Origin of the sequence: Micromonospora sp. NPDC005252, from assembly GCF_042872475.1 — a bacterium.
Lineage (GTDB): Bacteria > Actinomycetota > Actinomycetes > Mycobacteriales > Micromonosporaceae > Micromonospora.
Window position 1 is genome coordinate 339,816 of record NZ_JBIAKN010000006.1, and the last position, 18,651, is coordinate 358,466.

The following is an 18,651-nucleotide window of genomic DNA, read 5'->3' on the forward strand; positions in this document are numbered from 1 at the left end:
ACGCTTAGTCGTCGGCGACGGCCACCGGCTCCGCGCCGACGCAGCGGACCTTCAGCTCGTACTTGCCGCCCGAGCCCTCGAACGTGACCTCGACGTCGTCGTCCGGGCCCCGGTCCACGTCGTGGACCCGGTAGCCCTGCGCGGGCGCCCAGGAGACGAGGCGTACGCCACCGGGAGCGCACTCGGCCACGGCCGTGCCGCCGTCGGTGGCGAAACTGCGGCGGATCCCGGAGTTGGGGCTCGCCGTGCCGGGGCCGGGCGGCGCGACGCTTGTGGTGCCGGTGGGGATCGGCTCCGGCGAGGCGAGCGCCCGTTCGATCTCGGCCTCGCTGCGCACCCCGCCCGGGGTGCCGGTGATGCTCTCGCCGACCAGCCGGATCGCACCCAACCCGATCAGGGTGGCCACGGCGATGGTCGCCACCCACCCGACGGCGACGAGGATCGAACGACGGCTCATGCCCCGACTATCCCCGATCCGGGGTCGTCGCCCACACATCCCAACGCTAAAGCAGAGTTAAGACCGCCCTCGCTGCCCTGTGCTGAGCGGCGTTCGGTCAACGCCCGGCGCGGTGCCGGGTGGTGTCGCCGAGGTCGGCAGACGTCGACGGGTCGGGAACCCCGGCCACGACAGCCAGGCGCATGCTGGTCTCGTCGCTGGTGCCCGGAGCCGCGGTGAGGATCACGATCTTCAACTCGGCGTCGCCGTCGGTCAGAACGTCGCAGTCGACCGTGACGGCACCGACCGACGGATGTTCGACGATCTTGCGGTCTTCGCGGTGCGCGGCGACCGTCCCGGCCGCCCACAGCTCGGCGAACCGCTCGTTGCCCTCGGCGAGGTCGCGGATGAGCTTGGCCAGGCGACGGTCACGGGGAAACCGGCCGGTGGCGCGCCTGAGGTCGGACACGACCGCGGCGCTCGTGACTTCGTCGTCCAGTGCGAGCACGGGCCACTGCGACAGCCGTGGCTTGTCGGAGGTCACCGGGAAGGTGTCGCGAGCGAAGTTACGCAGGCCCGGCGGTGACGCCGACGGATCGCCCAGCAGCGCCGCCCAATTCCGGTTCCACCAGATCAACTGCCAGTCCGCGGCGAAGACGGCGACGGCGGCGTCACCGAGGCGCCCCACCACCCGCTGCACCCCGGGCGGAATGTGGTCGGAGATCTGGTCGTCCGTCGGGGCGGCCAGGTGGGCCAGCCGGAACAGGTGGTCGCGCTCGGCGGAGGTCAGCTGTAGGGCGCGGGCGAGCGCGGAGGCGACCTGCGCCGAGGGTGTGGTCGCCCGTCCCTGCTCCAGGCGCACGATGTAGTCGACCGACACGCCGGCGAGCTCGGCCAGCTCCTCCCGGCGCAGCCCGGCGGCCCGTCGCCCGTGGCCGGCGGGCAAGCCGGTGGCGGTCGGCGACAGGCGGTCACGCCAGGCGCGGATCGTGGGCCCCAGTCCCGCAGCCTGCGTCATCACGCCTCGATTGTTGCGCACACCCCCGGCGTGAAGGTGGTATTGCTTTTCCTACCGATGTGACGTCCCTGGCACATGCGCTCACCTCGACGAACGCTGGGACGCATGACGATCACCTTCATCACCGGGGCCAACAAGGGCCTCGGCCGCGAGACCGCTCGCCGCCTCATCGAACTGGGCCACACCGTTATCGTCGGAGCTCGTGACCCCGAGCTCGGCGCCGTGACAGCCGACACACTCGGCGCCCGGTTCGTCCAGATCGACGTCACCGACGACGACTCCGTCACCGCTGCGGCCGCCGACGTCGAGAAGCACGAGGGCCGCATCGACGTGCTGATCAACAATGCCGGCGTCCACGGGCCGTTCGGCGACCCGAGCGAGTTGACCGGCGACGAGATGCTCGACGTCCTCAACGTCAACCTCGTCGGCGTGGTGCGGACGACAACGGCGTTCCTGCCGCTGCTGCGCCGCTCGCCCGACCCGGTGATCATCAACGTGAGCAGCGCGATGGGATCCCTGTCGGCCACGCACGACCCGTCGCGAGCCGAGTCCGGCGTCATCGCCCCCGTCTACACGTCGTCGAAGGCGGCGCTGACCATGCTGACCACCCAGTACGCCAAGGCGCTGACGGACGTCCGCGTCAACGCCGCTGACCCCGGATACACCGCCACGGACCTCAACGGTCACAGCGGGCCGCAGACCGTCACCGAGGGCACGGACGCCATCGTCGCCCTCGCCACCGAAGGGCCGGGACATCGTTCGGGCCGCTTCGTCGACCGCCACGGCGAGATCGCGTGGTCCTGATGGCGAACCGTTAGCCTGCCAGGGTGGCCCGCCTGCTGCTCATCGAGGACGACCTGACGATCCGTACGCCGCTGATCCGAGCATTGCGGGAACGCGGCCACGCGGTCGCCGCGGCCTCGACCGCGATGGCCGGGCTGCGCGACGTGCTGGAGGACCGACCGGACCTGGTCGTCCTCGACCTGGGCCTGCCCGACCTGGACGGACGCGAGCTGCTGCGGATGCTGCGCGCGGTCAGCTCGGTGCCGGTCATCGTCGCCACCGCCCGCGACGACGAGACCGAGATCGTCCGGGTCCTCGACGCGGGCGCCGACGACTACGTGGTCAAGCCGTTCACCGCCGCGCAGCTCGACGCCCGCGCCCGAGCGGTGCTGCGGCGGGGCCCGGCCAGCGTCGACGCGCGGGAGGTGTCCCTCGTGGTGGGCGGGCTGCGCGTCGACCCCCGGTCCCGGCAGGTCACTCTGGACGGCACGCTGGTGGAGCTGACGCCGCGCGAGTTCGACCTGCTGCACCACCTGGCCGGCCGGCCCGGACAGGTGGTCACCAAACGCGAGCTGCTCACCGAGGTCTGGCAGATCCCGTACGGCGGCGCGGACAAGACGGTCGACGTGCACCTGTCCTGGCTGCGCCGCAAGCTGGGGGAGAGCGCCCAGCAGCCCCGCTACCTGCACACCGTGCGCGGCGTCGGGGTACGACTGGAGGCGCCGTGAGGGCACGGCTCGCGCTGCTGGTCGCTGCGGTCAGCGTGCTCACGCTCGTCGCCTTCCTGGTGCCGCTGGCGCTGCTCGTCCGCACCGTCGCCCAGGACCGGGCCACCGTGCGGGCCACCGCCGACGCGCAGAGCCTCGTGCCGGTGGTCGGCACCGCCGACGCGCCGACCATCCGGCTCACCGTCGAGCAGCTCGCCGCGGAGTCCGGTCGACAGGTGAGCGTCTTCCTGCCCGACGGCACGGTGCTCGGCGCCCAGGCGCCCCGTACGCCAGCGGTGGCTCTGGCCGCGCGTGGCCAGAGCCTCACCGGGGAGTCGGCGGCCGGCCGGGAGGTGGTCATCGCCGTGCAGGGCCGGGCGGACGGCACCGGCGTGATCCGGATCGTGGTGCCGCGGCAGGAGCTGACCGCCGGGGTGACCCGGGCCTGGCTGGTGCTGGCGCTGCTGGGTGTGGTGCTGGTGCTGATCGGGTTGGCGGTCGCCGACCGGCTGGCGCGCACGCTGGTGCGGCCGATCAGCGAACTCTCCGCCGTGTCGCACCGGCTGGCGAACGCCGAACTGGACGCCCGGGTCACGCCCGCCGGCCCGGCGGAGCTGCGCGAGGTGGCCGGTGCTCTCAACCACCTGGCCGGCCGGATCCAGGTTCTCCTGCTGCAGGAGCGCGAGCAGGTCGCCGACCTGTCGCACCGACTGCGGACGCCATTGACGGCGCTGCGGCTGGAGGCGGAGTCGCTGCGCGACCCGGACGACGCGGCCCGGATCGCCACCGCCGCCGACGGGCTCGAACGGGCGGTCACCGGTCTGATCCAGCAGGCCCGCTGGCGTCGCGCGCCGACACCGGGGACGGCCGCGTCGGATGCCGCCGCGATCGTCGCGGACCGGGTGGCGTTCTGGTCGGTGCTGGCCGAGGACACCGGTCGGGCCGTGCACCTCGACCTGGCCCCCGGCCCGCTCACCGTCGGGGTGCCCGCCGACGACCTGACGGCCGCCGTGGACGCCCTGCTCGGCAACGTCTTCGCGCACACCCCCGACGGCACGCCCTTCACCGTCCGGCTCGCGCGCGACGACGGGGAGGTGCTGCTCACCGTCGCCGACGAGGGACCGGGCATGCCGTCGGGCGCGGTCCGACGGGGTGCCAGCGCCGCCGGGTCGACCGGACTCGGCCTCGACATCGCCCGCCGCGCCGCGCAGGCCGGCGGCGGTCGGCTGGAGCTGCGGTCCGGTCCGCAGGGCGGGGCGCAGGTGCTGCTCCGGCTCGGTCCGTCGACGTCGCGGCGAGAGGCATAGCCGCTGCGGTGCCGGGTAGCTGCCACCCATGGCGCGGTATACGAAACCCGAGCTCAGAGAGCAGATCAAGGAAGAGATCAAGGCGTCCGACAAGGGCGGTCGGCCGGGTCAGTGGTCGGCACGCAAGTCACAGCTGGTCACCCAGGAGTACAAGAAGCGCGGCGGCGGTTTCCTGGGCGAAAAGGACGAGCGGCAGAAAGCGCTCCAGCGCTGGGGCAACGAGAAGTGGCAGACCAAAGAGGGCGACACCCGTGCGCGCAAGGACGGCACGACGAGCCGCTACCTGCCTAAGAAGGCCTGGGACGAGATGTCGGAGAGCCAGAAGCGCGCGACCGACACCAAGAAGCGGGAAGCCTCCCGAACCGGCAGGCAGTACGTCGCCAACACCGGGCCGGCCAAGAAGGCGCGTCGAGACGCCACCACCGCCGGCCGGATCTCGGAGATGTCAGTCGCCGAGGCCAGCAAGCTGGTCCGTGGCCTCGACACGCGGCAGCTCAGAACGGCCCTGCGCAACGAGCACGCCGGCAAGGACCGCAAGACGCTCGTCCAGCGGCTCGAAGCGGAACTCAACCGACGCGGCTGACGGACTTAACCCGGCCTTAGCGTCCGGACAGCGCGCCGCTATCCCGATCCGACCGATCCTCGGAGTCGACAACCGAGGAGAGGTGGACACCACGATGAAGCGAACCAATCTGCTTCTGGCGACGGTCGGCGGCTCGGCGGTGCTGGCGGTGGCCGGGGTCGCGCTGGGCGTCGCCGCCGCGAACGACACGCGGCGCGGCGACACGGCGCTCGCCGCGGCGACCATCGCCCCGACGGGCACGGACGCGCCGGACGACAGCGCCACCACCGTCGCGCCGGGGGCCAGCGGCACGCCGTCGGCGGGGACCCCGTCGGGTACGCCGTCGAGCGGCACGCCGTCCGCCGGCACCGCGCCGGCGGGCAGCGCGGTCGACGAGCAGCGCGCCGGTGAGATCGCGCTCGCCAGGGCCGGTGGCGGCCAGATCGTCGAGGTCGAGGCCGAGCAGGAGCACGGCCGGCCGGTGTGGAGCGTCGAGATCATCGCCGGCGACATCGAGCACGAGGTGGACGTCGACCGGGACAACGGCGCGGTGGTCAAGGCCGAGCAGGAGCCGGTCGACGATGACGACAGCTCCGGCGACGACGACTGACGAAAGACCGGCGACCAGCGACGCCCCGACCGGATCCGGCACAGCGGTCGGGGCGTCGCCACGCGCCGGGCCGGCACCACGCCTGCCGGCGGATCAGCTCTTCGGACGAGATCGCTCACCACGGGTCACCACGGGTGTTCCGGTACCGTTGCCAGACGGTGTGCGGGCCAGGTCGAGGTCCTGGTCGAGTGGCGGGGTGGGTGGTGGCGGTGGGTGCGGTAGGTAAGGTCATCCGGTTCGACGAGGCCCGTGGTTACGGCTTCATCGCGCCGTCGAAGGGCGGCGAGGACATCTTCGTCCACGCGAACGATTTCGGCGAGCAGCGGCATCTCGTGCATCCCGGCATGCGTGTCGAGTACGAGGTGGAGGCCGGTGAGCGTGGTCTGAAGGTGGCGTCCCTGCGGATCGTCGAGCCGGTCGCTGTCTCCCGGCCGGAACGGGCGCCGACCATCACGTCGAGCCGGACCGCGCTGGCCGGCGAGGACGACGGGATGTGCGACGTCCTGTCGCCGCGCGAGTTCACGTACGAGGTGACGGAGTTGCTGATCGAGCGGGTGCCGACGCTGACCGCGGCCCAGCTCTCCGCGATCCGGCAGTCTCTGGTCGACCACGCCAGATCACACGGCTGGGTCGAGAGCTGAGCCGCTGACCCTGCCCGCCGGTCAGAGGCCCGCGTGCAGGGTCAGGCTCTGCCGCAGGTGGAGTTTCGGCCGGGACCCGACGACCGAGCCGACGACCTCGCCTTGACGGAACACCAGCAGCGTCGGCAGGGACATGACTCCGTAGCGCCGCGTGGCCTGCGGGTTGTCGTCGGAGTTGAGCTTGGCGATGGTCATGCGGTCGCCGAACTCCTGGGCCAGCTCGACGAGGCTCTTCTCGATCATCTTGCAGGGCGGGCACCACTCTGCCCAGAAGTCGACCACGACGGGCCGGTCGCTGGCCAACACCAGCTCGGCGAACGTGGCGTCGGTGACGGTGATCAGGGGGCGGACGGTCGTTTCCTGGGGCATGTTTCCTCCCGGTGCGCGATGGCGTGGGTGAGCTGGGTGCGCAACTGCTGACGGACCGCGGTGAGCCGGTCGAGGTAGTCGTCGACCTCGGCGAGCTTGCGCCGCAGCACCAGCACCGAATCCGGGCAGACATCGCCGGACGCGTTGCCCGCTCGCAGGCAGGCGACGAACGGTCGGACGTCGTCGAGGCCGAAGCCGACGTCGAGCAGTGCCCGGATCTCCCGGACGACCCGCAGCTCCGCCTCGTCGTAGACGCGGTAGCCGTTGGCCGAGCGCTGCGGGCGTACCAACCCGTGGGCCTCGTAGTAGCGCAGCGTCCGGGTGCTCGTGCCGGCCCGTTCAGCCAGCTCGCCGATCAGCATCAGACCTCCTCGACCAGCCCGTCGTGACCAGGCTAAACCTTGTCGTCAGCGTCAAGGCAAGGTCGCTCCCGGGGACGGCTCAGGGCGCCGCGAGGCGGCGCCCTGAGCGTCGGTGCGTGCCGGAGAGGGTTCTAGCCGATGCGGAACTGCTCGCCGTAGACGGCGAACGTCAGCGGCGTGTTCAGGTTGACGTTGCCGTTGTTGAGGAACACCCGCTGGGCCGTGTCGACGCGGGACGTGTCCGAGTGGGCTTCTTCCTTGCGCATCTCGATGACCCGCTCGTCGAGGAACGCGTTGAGCCAGGTCCGCTCGTCGCCACCCTGGGCCGGCGGCTTGGCACGGGCGAGGGCGCGGCTGCGGATCTGGCGCATCCCCTCGTACCCGTGCATGACCGCCGCGTCGTAGTAGGCGAACTGGCCGAGTGCCCGCACCCCGTCGTTCTTGCCGTCACGGACCGACGGGTTGAAGTAGACCCGGTCCCGCTCGGCTTCCTGCGCGGCCCGGAACACCGAGTCGTTGGCCGCGGTGCGCCAGTCGCGGGGGAAGTTGGGGTCGAGGCCGGCGTGCGACGCGGTGCCGTTGACGGCGCGCAGCGCCGGCAGGTATCCGGCCAGCACGTTGCCGGGCTTGGTGTTCGTGTACGCCTGGACCAGTTCGAGCATGTCGCTGGTGCCGGAGCAGAAGCCGATGATGCCAGCGGTGTAGCCGCGACCGTCGCCGATGTCCTCGATGTAGGAGAACTGCGCGCGCCAGTCGAGCGAGGAGTTCTCCGCCGCCGACACGAGCTGCATGGCGACGTCCTTCTTCGCCGGGTCGTCCAGGTTGGTGCCGGCCGGGACGGTGGCGCTCGGCGTGGGGGTGGGGTTGCCGCCGCCGGGAAGGGTCCACTGCTGGTTGGTGGTGCCGCCGCAGGTCCAGATCTGCAACCGGGCGCCGTTGGCGGTGCTCCGGTCGGTCACGTCGAGGCATTTGCCCGAGGTGGTGTTGATTAGGGCGCCACCGCTGGCGGCGGTCCACTTCTGGGCGCCGGTGTTGTTGCAGTCGTACAGCTGGATCTTGGCGCCGTTGGTGGTCGACGCGGCGGTGACGTCGAGGCACTTGCCGAGCGCGCGGATCGAGCTGTCGGTGTTGCCGACCGTCCACGTCTGGGCCGCGCTGCCGTTGCAGTCGTAAAGCTGCACCGCCGTGCCGTTGGCCGGATTGGCGCCGGCGACGTCGACGCACTTGCCACCGAGGCCGGTGATCGGGCCGGCGGTCGCGGCGCTGGCCGACGGGAGGCCGTAGCTGACCGCCGCGACGCCGATCAGCAGGGTGCCCACGACGTAGGCGGCTGTTCTCTTGCGCACCATGGTGTTCCTCGGGGAAGAGGCGGCGTGCCGCCGGCCGGTCGGTGCCCGGCGCGGCGATCGGCCCCGGCGGGCACCGCGAGCTTCAGGAAACAGTATTAACAGATAGTGGTACGTCGATCAACTGCCACATCGGCGACGATCAGGATCAATCGAGGAAGGCGGTGGTGGCGCTGCGCAGCGCGGAGACGCACGCGACCACCGCGGGGTGGCCACCCGCGCCCCTGCGGTAGGCGACGCGCGTGCGGCGGCGCATGGCCAGCGGCAGGAGCCGGACCTGCGGGGTGGGCTGCGCGATGGCGAGCTGTGGAATGAGAGCGACGCCCTGACCGGCGGCGACGAGAGCGAGCATGGCGGTGAAATCGTCGGCGTGATGCCGCACCGCCGGAGTGAAGCCGGCCAGCTGGCAGGCGTGCAGGGCGACCGAGTGGCAGAGCGTGCCGGGACTGCCGAGGATCCACTGGGCGTCGCGAGCTGCGCTGATCGGCTCGGCGGCGGTGCTGTCGGCGGTGTTGCCGGGCACGGCGAGGAAGACGGTCTCCTCCAGCAGGGCGATCGAGTCCACCGTCGGGTCGGGTGGGGTCGGCGCGATGTCGTAGTCGTGCAGCAGGGCGACGTCGAGCCGTCGGCTCCGCAGGGCGGCCGGCATGTCGACCGGGTCCAGCTCGCTGATCATGAGGTCGAGCGCCGGATGGTCGCGGCCCAGGGTGGCCAGGGCTGCCGGCAGCAGGGTGCGTACGGCGCTGGGGAAGGCCCCGATGCGGACGCTCGCGCGCAGACCGGTTCGGGCGGCCGCCAGGGTGGCGTCGGCGGCTTCCAGCGCGGCGAGAACGACCTCGGTGTGCTGCACGAGCGCGGTGGCGGTCGACGTGAGGCTGACCCGGCGTCCGGTGCGCTCCAGCAACCGGGTGCCCGCCTCCCGTTGCAGGGCGGCCAGTTGCTGCGAGACGGCGGACGGCGTGTAGGCGTGCGCCTGGGCGACCGCGGCGATGGTGCCGAGGCGGGCCAGGTCCCGCAGCAGGACCAGGCGACGGACGTCAAGCATCAGCTCAGCTTACGGATAGGTGGAGCAATCGGAACTGGACCTTCCCGGTCGGCCCGCCGAGAGTGGAGGCATGACCCTGACCGGCCTGTACGTTCCGCTGATCACGCCGTTCGACCTCGCGGGGGACATCGCCGTCGACGCGCTGACGGCCCTCGCGAACGATGCCCTGGACGCCGGCGCGGCCGGCGTGGTCGCTCTCGGCACGACGGGGGAGCCGGCCGCCCTCAGTGCCGACGAGCGCGGCACGGTGCTCGACGTCCTGTCCGCGGCCTGCCGTGCGCGCCGCGCGCATCTGCTCGTCGGCGCCAACAGCATCGAGGCGTTGCGCGCCCTGGCCGACCGGCCCGAGGTGACAGCGGCGCTCTGCCTGGTGCCCCCGTTCCTGCGGCCGGGCGGCGCGGGAGTGCTCGCCCACTTCGCCCACCTCGCCCAGGCCAGCCCGGTGCCGCTGGTCGTCTACCACGTCCCGTACCGCACGGGGCAGCAGCTCGGCCCGGACGACCTTCGACAGCTCGCCGGCCTGCCCGGCGTCATCGGCATCAAGTACGCCACCGGGGGGATCGACGGGGACACCGTCGACTTCCTCGCCGACATCCGGCCTGGCTTCGCCGTACTCGGTGGGGAGGACCCGCTCATCTCGCCGCTGCTCGCCCTCGGCGCGCACGGCGCGATCGCGGCCTCGGCCCAGGTCGCCGCCGCGGATTTCGTCCAGCTGGTCGCGCACTGGCAGGCCGGGGACCTCGTGCGGGGGCGGGCGCTCGGCCATCGGCTCGCGGGCCTGTCCGCGGCGCTGTTCGCCGAACCCAACCCGACAGTGATCAAGTCGGTGCTCCACGCGCAGGGTCGCATCCCGACGGCCGCCGTACGGCTGCCGCTGCTGCCCGCCGGTCCGGACGCCGCGCGGCGGGCGCTCCGGCGCCTGGACGAGCTGACGAGCGCGTCGAGGTGACCGGACGGCGCCCGCCGCGCCGCGTCCGCGTGGTCAGTGCTCCCGGTAGGTGGCCCGGTCGAAGTCGGCGTACACCCCGTCGCCGCCGAGATCCTGCACCCACAGGCCGACGAACGCCCCGGTGAAGCCCCACGCCGCCGGCTCCCCGTCGATGATCAGGGCGGCGTGCTCGTCGGACAGGATGGTCGCGTCCAGGTCGATCGGCAGCCGCTGCCAGCCCGCGCCGAGGTCGTAGTCGAAGCGCACCACGGGCCCGTCGAACACCGCCCGCAGACCGACCCGGTCGACACCGCTGGCATCGACGGTCAGCTCGGGGTACGGGGTGCGCCGCCCGTTGTCCGAGCTGAGCAGCTCCAGCACCGTACGCCCGTCGTCGGCCCGGGTCAGGTAGAGGTGATGCCAGTTGAGGGTGTTGTAGTACGCGGTGATCCCGGCGAGCTGACGGTGGTCGACCGGGTCGAACTCGACCACGGTCTCCAGCGAGCAGTGCGTCGCCCCGACCCGTCGCGCGACCAGGCTCGGCGCCTGTCGACCCACCGGCGACTGCCCACCGTGGACCCGCAGGTGCGAGGGGCGGGACCGCAGGTCGACCCAGTCCGCGGTGGCCGGCCGGCGCAGCGTCGACCAGCAGGAACCCAGCTCGGCGGCGTCGAAGTCGTCGGTGGCGGGCTCCTGGGGCCACGGATGCGGGGACAGGTCGGGAGCGGCGACCTCCTCGGCGGGCACCCCTCCGGGAATCCGGGGCCAACCGCCCGACGGCCACTCGACCCGCTGGATCGCCGTCTCCCGGCCCAGCACACAGTTGCCCAGCGGTGAGTAGGGACGGCCGACCAGGTGGGCCAGATACCACCCGCCGTCCGGGGTCTGGACCAGGCTGCCGTGACCGGCCTTCTGCAACCGCAGGTCCGGCCGACCGACGGAGGTGAGCAACGGCCCCTCCGGGTCCACTTCGTACGGACCGAACAACTCCCGCGAGCGTGCCACGGTGACCTGGTGCTCCCAGCTCGTGCCGCCCTCGGCGGTGATCAACCAGTACCAGCCGTCGTGGCGGTACAGGTGCGGGCCCTCGGTGACCCCGACCGGTGTGCCGGTGAAGAGCATGCGGGGCCGGTCGACGAGACGACGCGCCGCTCGGTCGTACTGCTGGATCTCGATGCCACCGAAGCGGTCGCGGCCGGGTCGCCAGTCGGCGCTCATGCTCAGCAGCCAGCTGGTGCCGTCGTCGTCGTGGAACAGGGAGGCGTCGAAGCCGCGCCCGTGCAGTTTCACCGGATCCGACCAGGGGCCGGCGATGTCGGGCGCGGTGATCAGGAAGTTCTGCGGATCCCAGTAGCCGCTGGCGAAGCTGGCGACGTCGCTGTAGACGAGGTGGAACTTCCCATCCTGGTACGTCAGGTCGGGCGCCCACACACCGTTGGAGTCGCCGCAGCCACGAAGGTCGAGCAGGCGGCGGTCGGTGATGATCCCGCCCAACGGGCGCCAGTTGACGAGGTCGCGGGAGTGGTGCACGCGAACCCCCGGATACCACTCGAACGTCGAGGTGGCCAGGTAGAAGTCGTCGCCGACGCGCAGGATCGACGGATCCGGGTGGAACCCGGCGAGGACGGGGTTGCGGATCGACCAGGCAGCGGTCGCCACGTCAGCGGTGTCGGTCGACACGGGGGCTCCTCTGTGCGGCTATGAAACTTCCGGAAACTTGCGGGGACCAGATCACTGGAAGCCCCTCGTACGGTAGCCGGTCTTATCGCGATAGGACAGGGGTCTTGACCGCTGGGGGAACTGCTCGTAGCGTCCCGGCCATCGATCGGTAATACCGACGAAGCAATGAAAGTTCCGGAGATCCAGGTTCGAACCCTTGCCGGCTCGGCCGGCGTCCGAGCACCCCGTGAGTCCCCCGAAGGGATGGATCATGACAGCGCACCTTTCCCGCCGATCGCTGCTCGGCCTGGCCGGCGCCGGCGCCGGCGCCTACCTGCTGAGCGCCTGTAGTGGCGACGAGAAGTCCAGCGACCCGAACGCCCCGCAGACCATCAACTGGTGGCACATCCAGAACACCGAGCCGATGCTGCCGGTGTGGGCCGCGATGGCCAACGAGTACAAGACCGCGCACAGCAACGTCACGTTCACCATCCAGCCGCTGGAGAACGAGGCGTTCAAGGCCAAGCTGACCACCGCCACCCAGGCCGGCGACCCGCCGGACCTCTTCCAGTCCTGGGGCGGCGGCGTGCTCAAGCAGCAGGTCGACGCGGGCCTGGTCAAGGACCTCACCGACGACGTGAAGGATCTGGTCAGCGGCATCCTGCCCGCCGCCATGCAGCCGTACACGATCGACGGCAAGATCTACGGCATCCCGTTCGACATCGGGATGGTCGGGTTCTGGTACAACAAGGACCTCTTCGCCCGCGCCGGCATCACCGAGCCGCCCACCACCTGGACGGGCGTGCTCGACGCGGTCCGCAAGCTCAAGACCGCCGGCATCACCCCGGTCGCCATCGCCGGCAAGGACAAGTGGCCGGCCCACTTCTACTGGTCCTACCTGGCCATGCGCATCGGCGGCGTCGGCGCGCTGCAGAAGGCCGTCGATGACAAGAACTTCGACACCCCAGACCTCGTCGCCGCGGGAGAGCGGCTCAAGGAACTCGTCGACCTGCAGCCCTTCCAGAAGGGTTTCCTCGGCGCCGAGTACGGCTCCCCGGACGGGCAGGCCGCCACGATGGGCAACGGCGGTGCGGCCATGGAGCTGATGGGGCAGTGGGCGCCGGCGGTGCAGGCGTCCAGCTCCACCAGCAAGAAGGGCCTCGGCGACAAGCTGGGCTTCTTCCCGTTCCCGGCCGTGGACGGCGGCAAGGGCACCGCCACCGAGGTCTTCGGCGGTGGCAACGGCTTCGCCGTCGGCAAGGACGCGCCGGCCGCCACCATCGACTTCCTGAAGTTCCTGCTGAGCGTCGACAACCAGCGTCGTTCCGCGAAGACCGGCGCGGTGCTGCCCACGGTGAAGGACGCCACCGACGCCATCACCGACGCCAACAACAAGGTCGTCGCGGAGACCCTGGCCAAGAACACCGGTTTCCAGCTCTACCTCGACCAGGCGTACGCGCCCGCGCTCGGGCAGCAGATCAACGACAGCGTCGCCGAGATCATCGCCGGCAAGAAGCAGCCCGCGGCGATCCTCAAGGACATCACGCAGGTGGCGAAGACCGTCTGACCGTGACCCCGTATCCATCCGTAGCCGGCGATAGAACCCGAGTGGAGCAGGCATGACCAGGCCATCGACCGTGTCGGACACGAGGCGCGGCGACACGGCGACCGATCCGCCGGCACCGGGGCCGGGCACCACGCGACAGCGTGGCCGCCAGCCCCGGCCGGGGCGGGGTGGCGTCCTCGCCGTCTTCCTGGCGCCCGCCCTGGCGCTGTTCCTGCTGCTGGTGATCGCGCCGATCCTGGTGGCCGGCTACGCCAGCCTCTACAAGTGGAACGGCTTCGGGCTGCCGGAGAACTTCGTCGGGCTGGACAACTACACCCGAGCCTTCGGCGATCCGACCTTCCGGGGCGACCTGTGGCGTGGCCTCGTGCTCGTGCTGCTCTCCCTCGCCGTGCAACTGCCCGCGGCGCTGGCCCTGGCCATGCTCCTCAACCAGCCGTTGCGCGGCCGGGCCGCGTACCGGCTGATCTTCTTCGCCCCGTACGTGCTCTCCGAGGTCACCACGGCCGTCCTGTTCACCCTGGTGTTCTCGCCGAACCGGGGCCTGGGGGAGTCGGTCTCGCGCTGGTTGGGCGCCGACGCGGGCGCCGTCTTCGCCGACCCCGACACCGTGCTGTTCGCCGTCTTCCTGGTGGTGTCCTGGAAGTACTTCGGCCTCTACATGATGCTCTTCCTGGCCGCCCGTCAGGGCATCCCGAAGGAGCTGTCCGAGGCCGCGGTCACCGACGGCGCCACCGCCTGGCAGGCGTTCCGGCACGTCACCCTGCCCCTGCTCGGCCCGACGATCCGCATCAGCATCTTCCTGTCGGTCATCGGCACCATCCAACTGTTCGACATGGTCTGGGTGCTGACCGGCGGCGGCCCGATCCACACCTCGGAGACCATGGCCGTCACGATGTACCAGTACGGCTTCCGCCGCTTCGAGGTCGGCTACGCCAGCGCGATCAGCATCGTCATGTTCCTGCTGAGCCTCGTCTTCGCCCTGTTCTACCAGCGCATCGTCCTGCGTCGGGACACCGCGGGTGCGATCACCAACCAGGGAGGCCAGCGATGACCGCCACGACCAGTCGCGCCCAGCGGACCCGCAGCCTCGTCCTGCACCTCATCTGCATCGGCGTCGGCGCGCTCATCGTCGTGCCGGTCTGGTTCGGTGTGATCGGCGGCTTCAAGGACAACGGTCAGCTGTCGACCAACCCACTGGGCCTGCCCGACCCGTGGGTGCCGCAGAACTACACCGACCTCTTCGCCTCCGGCGTGTTCTGGCGACAGCTCGGCAACAGCCTGCTCATCGCCGTCACCAGCACCGTCATCGTGGTCGGCGCGGCGGCGATGGCGGCGTTCGTCTTCGCCCGCTACGCCTTCCGGGGCCGCGAGTTCCTGGTCACCCTGTTCGCGATCGGCCTGATGTTCCCGTTCGCGGTGGCGATCCTGCCGCTGTTCGTCCTGCTCCGCGGCCTGGGCCTGCTGGACAACCCCCTCGGTGTCATCCTGCCCCAGGCCGCGTTCGGGCTGCCGATCACCATCATCATCCTGCGCCAGTTCTTCCGGACCATTCCCGCCGAGGTGGAGGAGGCCGCCGTCCTCGACGGCTGCGGCTCCTTCGGGTTCTTCTGGCGGGTCCTGCTGCCGATGGCCCGTCCCGCCCTGGCCACCGTCTCGGTGCTGGCGGTCGTGACGAGCTGGAACAACTTCATGCTCCCGCTGGTCGTCTTCAGCGACCAGAGTTGGTGGACGCTCCCCGTCGGGGTCCAGGCGTTCCAGGGCCAGTACGCCGACGACACCGCCCGGGTGCTCGCCTACGTCGTCCTGTCCATGATTCCGGCCCTGGGCTTCTACGCCGTGGCCGAACGCCAACTCATCGGCGGCCTGACCGGCAGCGTCAAGGGGTGACGACACCGGATCGCCAACCCAGCTGAAGCGTCCCGCAGAACAAAGGAGCGGACCGTGGGCTCCGACAACGGCCGAAACGTCACCATCGCGATGATCGCGCGACTGGCCGGTGTGTCCGTGCCCACGGTCTCCCGGGTCATCAACGGTCGCTCCGACGTCGCTCCCGAGACCCGGGAGCGCGTCGAGCGGCTGCTCAACCACCACGGTTACCGCCGTCGCACCCAGGCCCGGCGGACCGAGGCCGCACTGATCGACCTGGTCTTCAACGACCTGGACAGCCCGTGGGCCGTGGAGATCATCCGTGGGGTGGAGGACGTCGCCCGTGCCAGTGGCGTCGGCACCGTCGTCTCCGCCATCCACTGGCGCATCTCCTCGGCCAAGCAGTGGCTGGACAACATGCGTACCCGATCCACCGAGGGCGTCATCTTCGTGACCTCGATGGTGAACCCACCGCTGCAGGCGGAGCTGCGCCGGCTGCACCTGCCAGTGGTCATCATCGACCCCGCCGGTGTCGACCCGCAGGAGTCGCCCACCATCGGCGCCACCAACTGGGCGGGCAGCCTGAGCGCCAACCAGTACCTGCTCGGCCTCGGCCACCGCCGCATCGGCTTCATCGCCGGACCACCACACCTGATGTGCAGCCGGGCCCGGATGGACGGGTACCGCGCGGCGCTCGGCGCCGCCGGCATCGCCGTCGACGACGCCCTCATCCGGCCCGGCAACTTCTACCACGAGGCCGGCTTCACCTCGGGTACGCAACTACTGGCCCTGCCCGACCCACCCACCGCCATCTTCGCCTCCAGCGACCAGATGGCGCTCGGCGTCTACGAGGCCGTCCGCAAGAGCGGCCTGCGGGTGCCCGACGACATCAGCGTGGTCGGCTTCGACGACCTGCCGGAGGTCCGCTGGTGCTCCCCACCGCTGACCACGGTCCGCCAGCCACTGGCCGAGATGGGCATGCTGGCCGCCCGAACCGTGCTGCGCCTTGCCGGAGGCGAGAAGACCGAGAGCCCGCGCATCGAACTCGCCACCGAACTCGTCGTCCGCGACAGCGCCAGCCCGCCCCGCTGACCTTGCCGGGCCCGCGCGACCGTCGCGGTTCTTTTTCGGTACGCCTCCTGCGCTCAGGCGTCGCGCAGGGCGTCGTCGACACCGGTCTCGCGGCGACCGAGGTGAGCGGGCTCCCGGCCGGACAACACGTCCACCGCGGCCTTCAGGCAGGCGCCGTTCTCGCGCAGGGAACCGAACCGCCACGTCCGGGAATACCGCTTCGCGCTGTCGTCGCCCACCCCCTGAGCGTCGATGCCGAGGCGCCGACACAACGCCACGGCCCGGGGCAGATGGAACGACTGGGTCACGACCGTCGCCCGTTGCACGCCGAAGATCTGCCGGGCCCGCGCGCAGGAGTCGTACGTGTCGAAGCCGGCGTAGTCCAGCACGACCTTGCGTGCCGGCACACCCCGGTCGACCAACCAGCGCAGCATCGCTTCCGGCTCGTTGTAGTCGGCGTTCATGTTGTCGCCGGACACCAGGATCGCGCTCACCAGGCCGGCGTCGAGCAACCGCCGGGCGATCTCCAACCGGGCCGCGAGGACCGGCGACGGCGTCCCGTCGGCGTCCACCTTGGTGCCGAGCACCAGGGCGACCGGCGCGGCCGGCACATCGGCCTCGCTGTAGAGGTGGCCCTCCGACTCCCCGCGGACCCACGACACACTGGCAACGGTGCCGCCGGCCAGGACCACCGCACCCACCACCAGAACGAAGGAGGTACGACGGACGAACCGTCGATGCGCCGTGCACCACCGCCTGGCCGCTCCGAGTCGTCCCCGCATGCCGCGAGAGTATTCGGGCTTCGCTCATGGCGGTCGGGTCGGGGCGGTCACCTTCAGCCGAGGTCGTGCTCCTCGACGTGCTGCTCCGACTACGCGAGCATCCGATGTGCCGCAGCTGAGCTTGCAACCTGCTCGCGAGCGTGCGTTGCCGTGCCGACCATCGGTGACGTCGTGCCGCGTGCGCGTTCCACCCGCTCCAGAGTGGCAACGAAGTCACGGCGCCACGTAGGCGCATTCCAGTCATAGCTGAACGCCCAGGGAGCAACCCCGCGCAGTTCGACTCCTGGCGGGGGGTGAGAGACCATCGGTGCGCCGCGGACCATCTCCAGCATGTTCAACGAGCAGTCGACCCGGTCAGCGGGCGCCGCCGCCTGTAGGCGGAGCAACCACGCCAGTTGTGCCTGCGCCTCCTGCTCCTGCTCTCCTGGAAAGCCAAAGATCAAGTTCGTCACGACGGTGATACCCGCCTCCGCCAGCGCCAGGATCAGTTCCTCAAGCATCGCGGGATCGGCTCGCTTGTCGAACAGCCGCTGACCAGCCGGGCTGATCGTCTCCACGCCGATCTCCAGCGTGGCGAGTCCGGAGTCGGCCAGGAATGAGGCCAGCGGAAGCAGCGCTCGACTGGCCTTCGTCGTTGCGCTCCATCGCAGTCCAGTCACCGGCTCGTGGCGCAACGCCTCGGCCAGGGTGCGCAGCATCGGCGCTGTGAACAGAGAGTCCTTCAAGGAGAAGCGGCGGACGTCGTGGGCCCGGACGAGCGCGCTGATCGTCCGCGCCGCGGCATCTGGGGCGAGGGCGGTGACCTGCCGTTCGACGACCGGGTAGGTGCAGAAGGTGCATCGCCCGTAGGAACACCCTCGTGAGAACTGGACCGGCAGCGTCAGCGAACGGCGGTCGTAGAGAGCGAGCTGGCGGGCGTGGAACGTGGGTAGATACTCGAACGGAGCGTCTGCTGGAGTTTGCGCTGGTAGCAGCGGTCGCCGGATGCCGCGAGGGCTGAGTCGGACCAGAGTCGCCACAAACTCGTCTTCACAGTGACCGGCCAGCACAAGGTCGACCAGGTCCCGGATGCCGTTGTCACGGTGAATCCGATCTCCCAACAGGGTTACGTGACTGCCACCGAGCATGGTCGTCGTGCCGGGCCAGATCTCCTTGACCACCCGCAGTACGAGCAGACCGACGAAGACCTGGGACGGCCCCATCAGGGACACGCCCACCACCGCGGGTGGGGTGTCGCACGAAGCTTGGAGCTGCTGTTCGAGCCACGTCCGCCATGGCTCCGGCTCGGCGGCGGCGGCCGTCACGGCGGCCGTGATCGCATCGGTTGGGTAGTGCATCCCCGCCACCGGATCGGCGGTGTCGGGCAGATGCAGCGGAGGCGTACCACGCAGACCCGTGTGGGCGAAGAGCCATCGCGCGGCGGCCGCCACGCTCGACCGGTCCTTGCCGTGGTCGCCCAGTGTGCTGCGGAGGGTGCCAGCCTGATTGCCGAACCGGTTGAGTAAGAGAATGTTGAGGTCCAGGACCTCCACGTTAAAGCCGTGACGTGCGGCGACGGTCGCGAGGATCGCCGGGCCCAGCGGAGGGTTGGT

Annotated in this window: 20 protein-coding genes; 11 read left to right on the plus strand and 9 right to left on the minus strand. The window is 70.8% G+C overall.

Annotated elements, in window-relative coordinates:
* Positions 1-4: 4 nt before the first annotated feature.
* Together ACFYPH_RS20000 and ACFYPH_RS20005 are read right to left on the minus strand one after the other, a co-directional pair.
* Entirely contained in the window at positions 5-457 is a 453-nt protein-coding gene (locus ACFYPH_RS20000; RefSeq protein ID WP_387183639.1) for a septum formation initiator, read from the minus strand.
* Positions 458-554: 97 nt separating this feature from the next.
* The gene (locus ACFYPH_RS20005; RefSeq protein WP_387183793.1) at positions 555-1,454 is read right to left on the minus strand and encodes a helix-turn-helix transcriptional regulator; all 900 of its coding nucleotides are present in this window, start codon (positions 1,452-1,454) and stop codon (positions 555-557) included.
* A 105-nt stretch (positions 1,455-1,559) separates the two neighbouring features.
* Between ACFYPH_RS20005 and ACFYPH_RS20010 the strand changes: the two genes are divergently transcribed.
* From ACFYPH_RS20010 to ACFYPH_RS20035, 6 genes are all read left to right on the plus strand, one after another.
* Complete coding sequence (locus ACFYPH_RS20010) at positions 1,560-2,258, plus strand: SDR family NAD(P)-dependent oxidoreductase (RefSeq protein ID WP_355066380.1); 699 nt, start codon at positions 1,560-1,562, stop codon at positions 2,256-2,258.
* 23 nt (positions 2,259-2,281) lie between these two features.
* Positions 2,282-2,965, plus strand: a complete 684-nt coding sequence (locus tag ACFYPH_RS20015; protein ID WP_387183642.1) for a response regulator transcription factor — start codon at positions 2,282-2,284, stop codon at positions 2,963-2,965.
* The gene (locus tag ACFYPH_RS20020; RefSeq protein ID WP_387183644.1) at positions 2,962-4,251 is read left to right on the plus strand and encodes an ATP-binding protein; all 1,290 of its coding nucleotides are present in this window, start codon (positions 2,962-2,964) and stop codon (positions 4,249-4,251) included. The genes ACFYPH_RS20015 and ACFYPH_RS20020 overlap by 4 nt, the downstream gene beginning before the upstream one ends.
* A gap of 28 nt (positions 4,252-4,279) precedes the next feature.
* Positions 4,280-4,834 (plus strand): DUF5872 domain-containing protein, encoded by a 555-nt coding sequence (locus tag ACFYPH_RS20025; protein ID WP_354855713.1) that lies wholly within the window; start codon positions 4,280-4,282, stop codon positions 4,832-4,834.
* Between the two features lie 94 nt (positions 4,835-4,928).
* On the plus strand, positions 4,929-5,423 hold the full coding sequence (locus ACFYPH_RS20030; RefSeq protein WP_355066374.1) for a PepSY domain-containing protein: 495 nt from the start codon (positions 4,929-4,931) through the stop codon (positions 5,421-5,423).
* Between the two features lie 209 nt (positions 5,424-5,632).
* On the plus strand, positions 5,633-6,064 hold the full coding sequence (locus tag ACFYPH_RS20035) for a cold-shock protein (protein WP_387183648.1): 432 nt from the start codon (positions 5,633-5,635) through the stop codon (positions 6,062-6,064).
* A 21-nt stretch (positions 6,065-6,085) separates the two neighbouring features.
* On the opposite strand, the gene trxA is transcribed toward ACFYPH_RS20035, so the two are convergent.
* From trxA to ACFYPH_RS20055, 4 genes are all read right to left on the minus strand, one after another.
* A complete protein-coding gene (gene trxA, locus ACFYPH_RS20040) occupies positions 6,086-6,433 on the minus strand; it encodes a thioredoxin (protein ID WP_354855710.1) in 348 nt (115 codons plus the stop codon).
* Entirely contained in the window at positions 6,403-6,795 is a 393-nt protein-coding gene (locus tag ACFYPH_RS20045) for a MerR family transcriptional regulator (RefSeq protein ID WP_355066371.1), read from the minus strand. The genes trxA and ACFYPH_RS20045 overlap by 31 nt, the downstream gene beginning before the upstream one ends.
* Before the next feature lie 131 nt (positions 6,796-6,926).
* Complete coding sequence (locus ACFYPH_RS20050; RefSeq protein ID WP_387183650.1) at positions 6,927-8,141, minus strand: chitosanase; 1,215 nt, start codon at positions 8,139-8,141, stop codon at positions 6,927-6,929.
* Between the two features lie 148 nt (positions 8,142-8,289).
* Positions 8,290-9,186, minus strand: coding sequence for a LysR family transcriptional regulator (locus tag ACFYPH_RS20055; protein ID WP_387183652.1), 897 nt, complete (start codon positions 9,184-9,186; stop codon positions 8,290-8,292).
* 70 nt (positions 9,187-9,256) lie between these two features.
* On the opposite strand from ACFYPH_RS20055, the gene ACFYPH_RS20060 reads away from it, so the two are divergent.
* Positions 9,257-10,135 carry a dihydrodipicolinate synthase family protein gene (locus ACFYPH_RS20060; protein ID WP_387183654.1) on the plus strand — a complete coding sequence of 293 codons (879 nt, stop codon included), beginning with the start codon at positions 9,257-9,259 and terminating at the stop codon, positions 10,133-10,135.
* Between the two features lie 33 nt (positions 10,136-10,168).
* Here ACFYPH_RS20060 and ACFYPH_RS20065 read toward each other — a convergent pair whose 3' ends face one another.
* On the minus strand, positions 10,169-11,794 hold the full coding sequence (locus tag ACFYPH_RS20065) for a glycoside hydrolase family 43 protein (RefSeq protein WP_387183656.1): 1,626 nt from the start codon (positions 11,792-11,794) through the stop codon (positions 10,169-10,171).
* A 250-nt stretch (positions 11,795-12,044) separates the two neighbouring features.
* Between ACFYPH_RS20065 and ACFYPH_RS20070 the strand changes: the two genes are divergently transcribed.
* The 4 genes from ACFYPH_RS20070 to ACFYPH_RS20085 all read left to right on the plus strand — a co-directional run bounded on the left by ACFYPH_RS20070 (position 12,045) and on the right by ACFYPH_RS20085 (position 16,298).
* Entirely contained in the window at positions 12,045-13,340 is a 1,296-nt protein-coding gene (locus ACFYPH_RS20070; protein ID WP_355066361.1) for an extracellular solute-binding protein, read from the plus strand.
* Between the two features lie 52 nt (positions 13,341-13,392).
* Complete coding sequence (locus ACFYPH_RS20075; protein WP_354855703.1) at positions 13,393-14,391, plus strand: sugar ABC transporter permease; 999 nt, start codon at positions 13,393-13,395, stop codon at positions 14,389-14,391.
* Positions 14,388-15,227 (plus strand): carbohydrate ABC transporter permease, encoded by an 840-nt coding sequence (locus tag ACFYPH_RS20080; RefSeq protein ID WP_355066360.1) that lies wholly within the window; start codon positions 14,388-14,390, stop codon positions 15,225-15,227. The genes ACFYPH_RS20075 and ACFYPH_RS20080 overlap by 4 nt, the downstream gene beginning before the upstream one ends.
* Positions 15,228-15,317: 90 nt before the next feature.
* Positions 15,318-16,298: a LacI family DNA-binding transcriptional regulator gene (locus tag ACFYPH_RS20085; protein WP_387183796.1), complete on the plus strand. Its 981-nt coding sequence runs from the start codon at positions 15,318-15,320 to the stop codon at positions 16,296-16,298.
* A gap of 53 nt (positions 16,299-16,351) precedes the next feature.
* On the opposite strand, the gene ACFYPH_RS20090 is transcribed toward ACFYPH_RS20085, so the two are convergent.
* Positions 16,352-17,059 (minus strand): vancomycin high temperature exclusion protein, encoded by a 708-nt coding sequence (locus tag ACFYPH_RS20090; protein ID WP_387183661.1) that lies wholly within the window; start codon positions 17,057-17,059, stop codon positions 16,352-16,354.
* Positions 17,060-17,148: 89 nt separating this feature from the next.
* On the minus strand, positions 17,149-18,591 hold the full coding sequence (locus tag ACFYPH_RS20095; protein ID WP_354855699.1) for a B12-binding domain-containing radical SAM protein: 1,443 nt from the start codon (positions 18,589-18,591) through the stop codon (positions 17,149-17,151).
* Positions 18,592-18,651 lie beyond the last annotated feature (60 nt).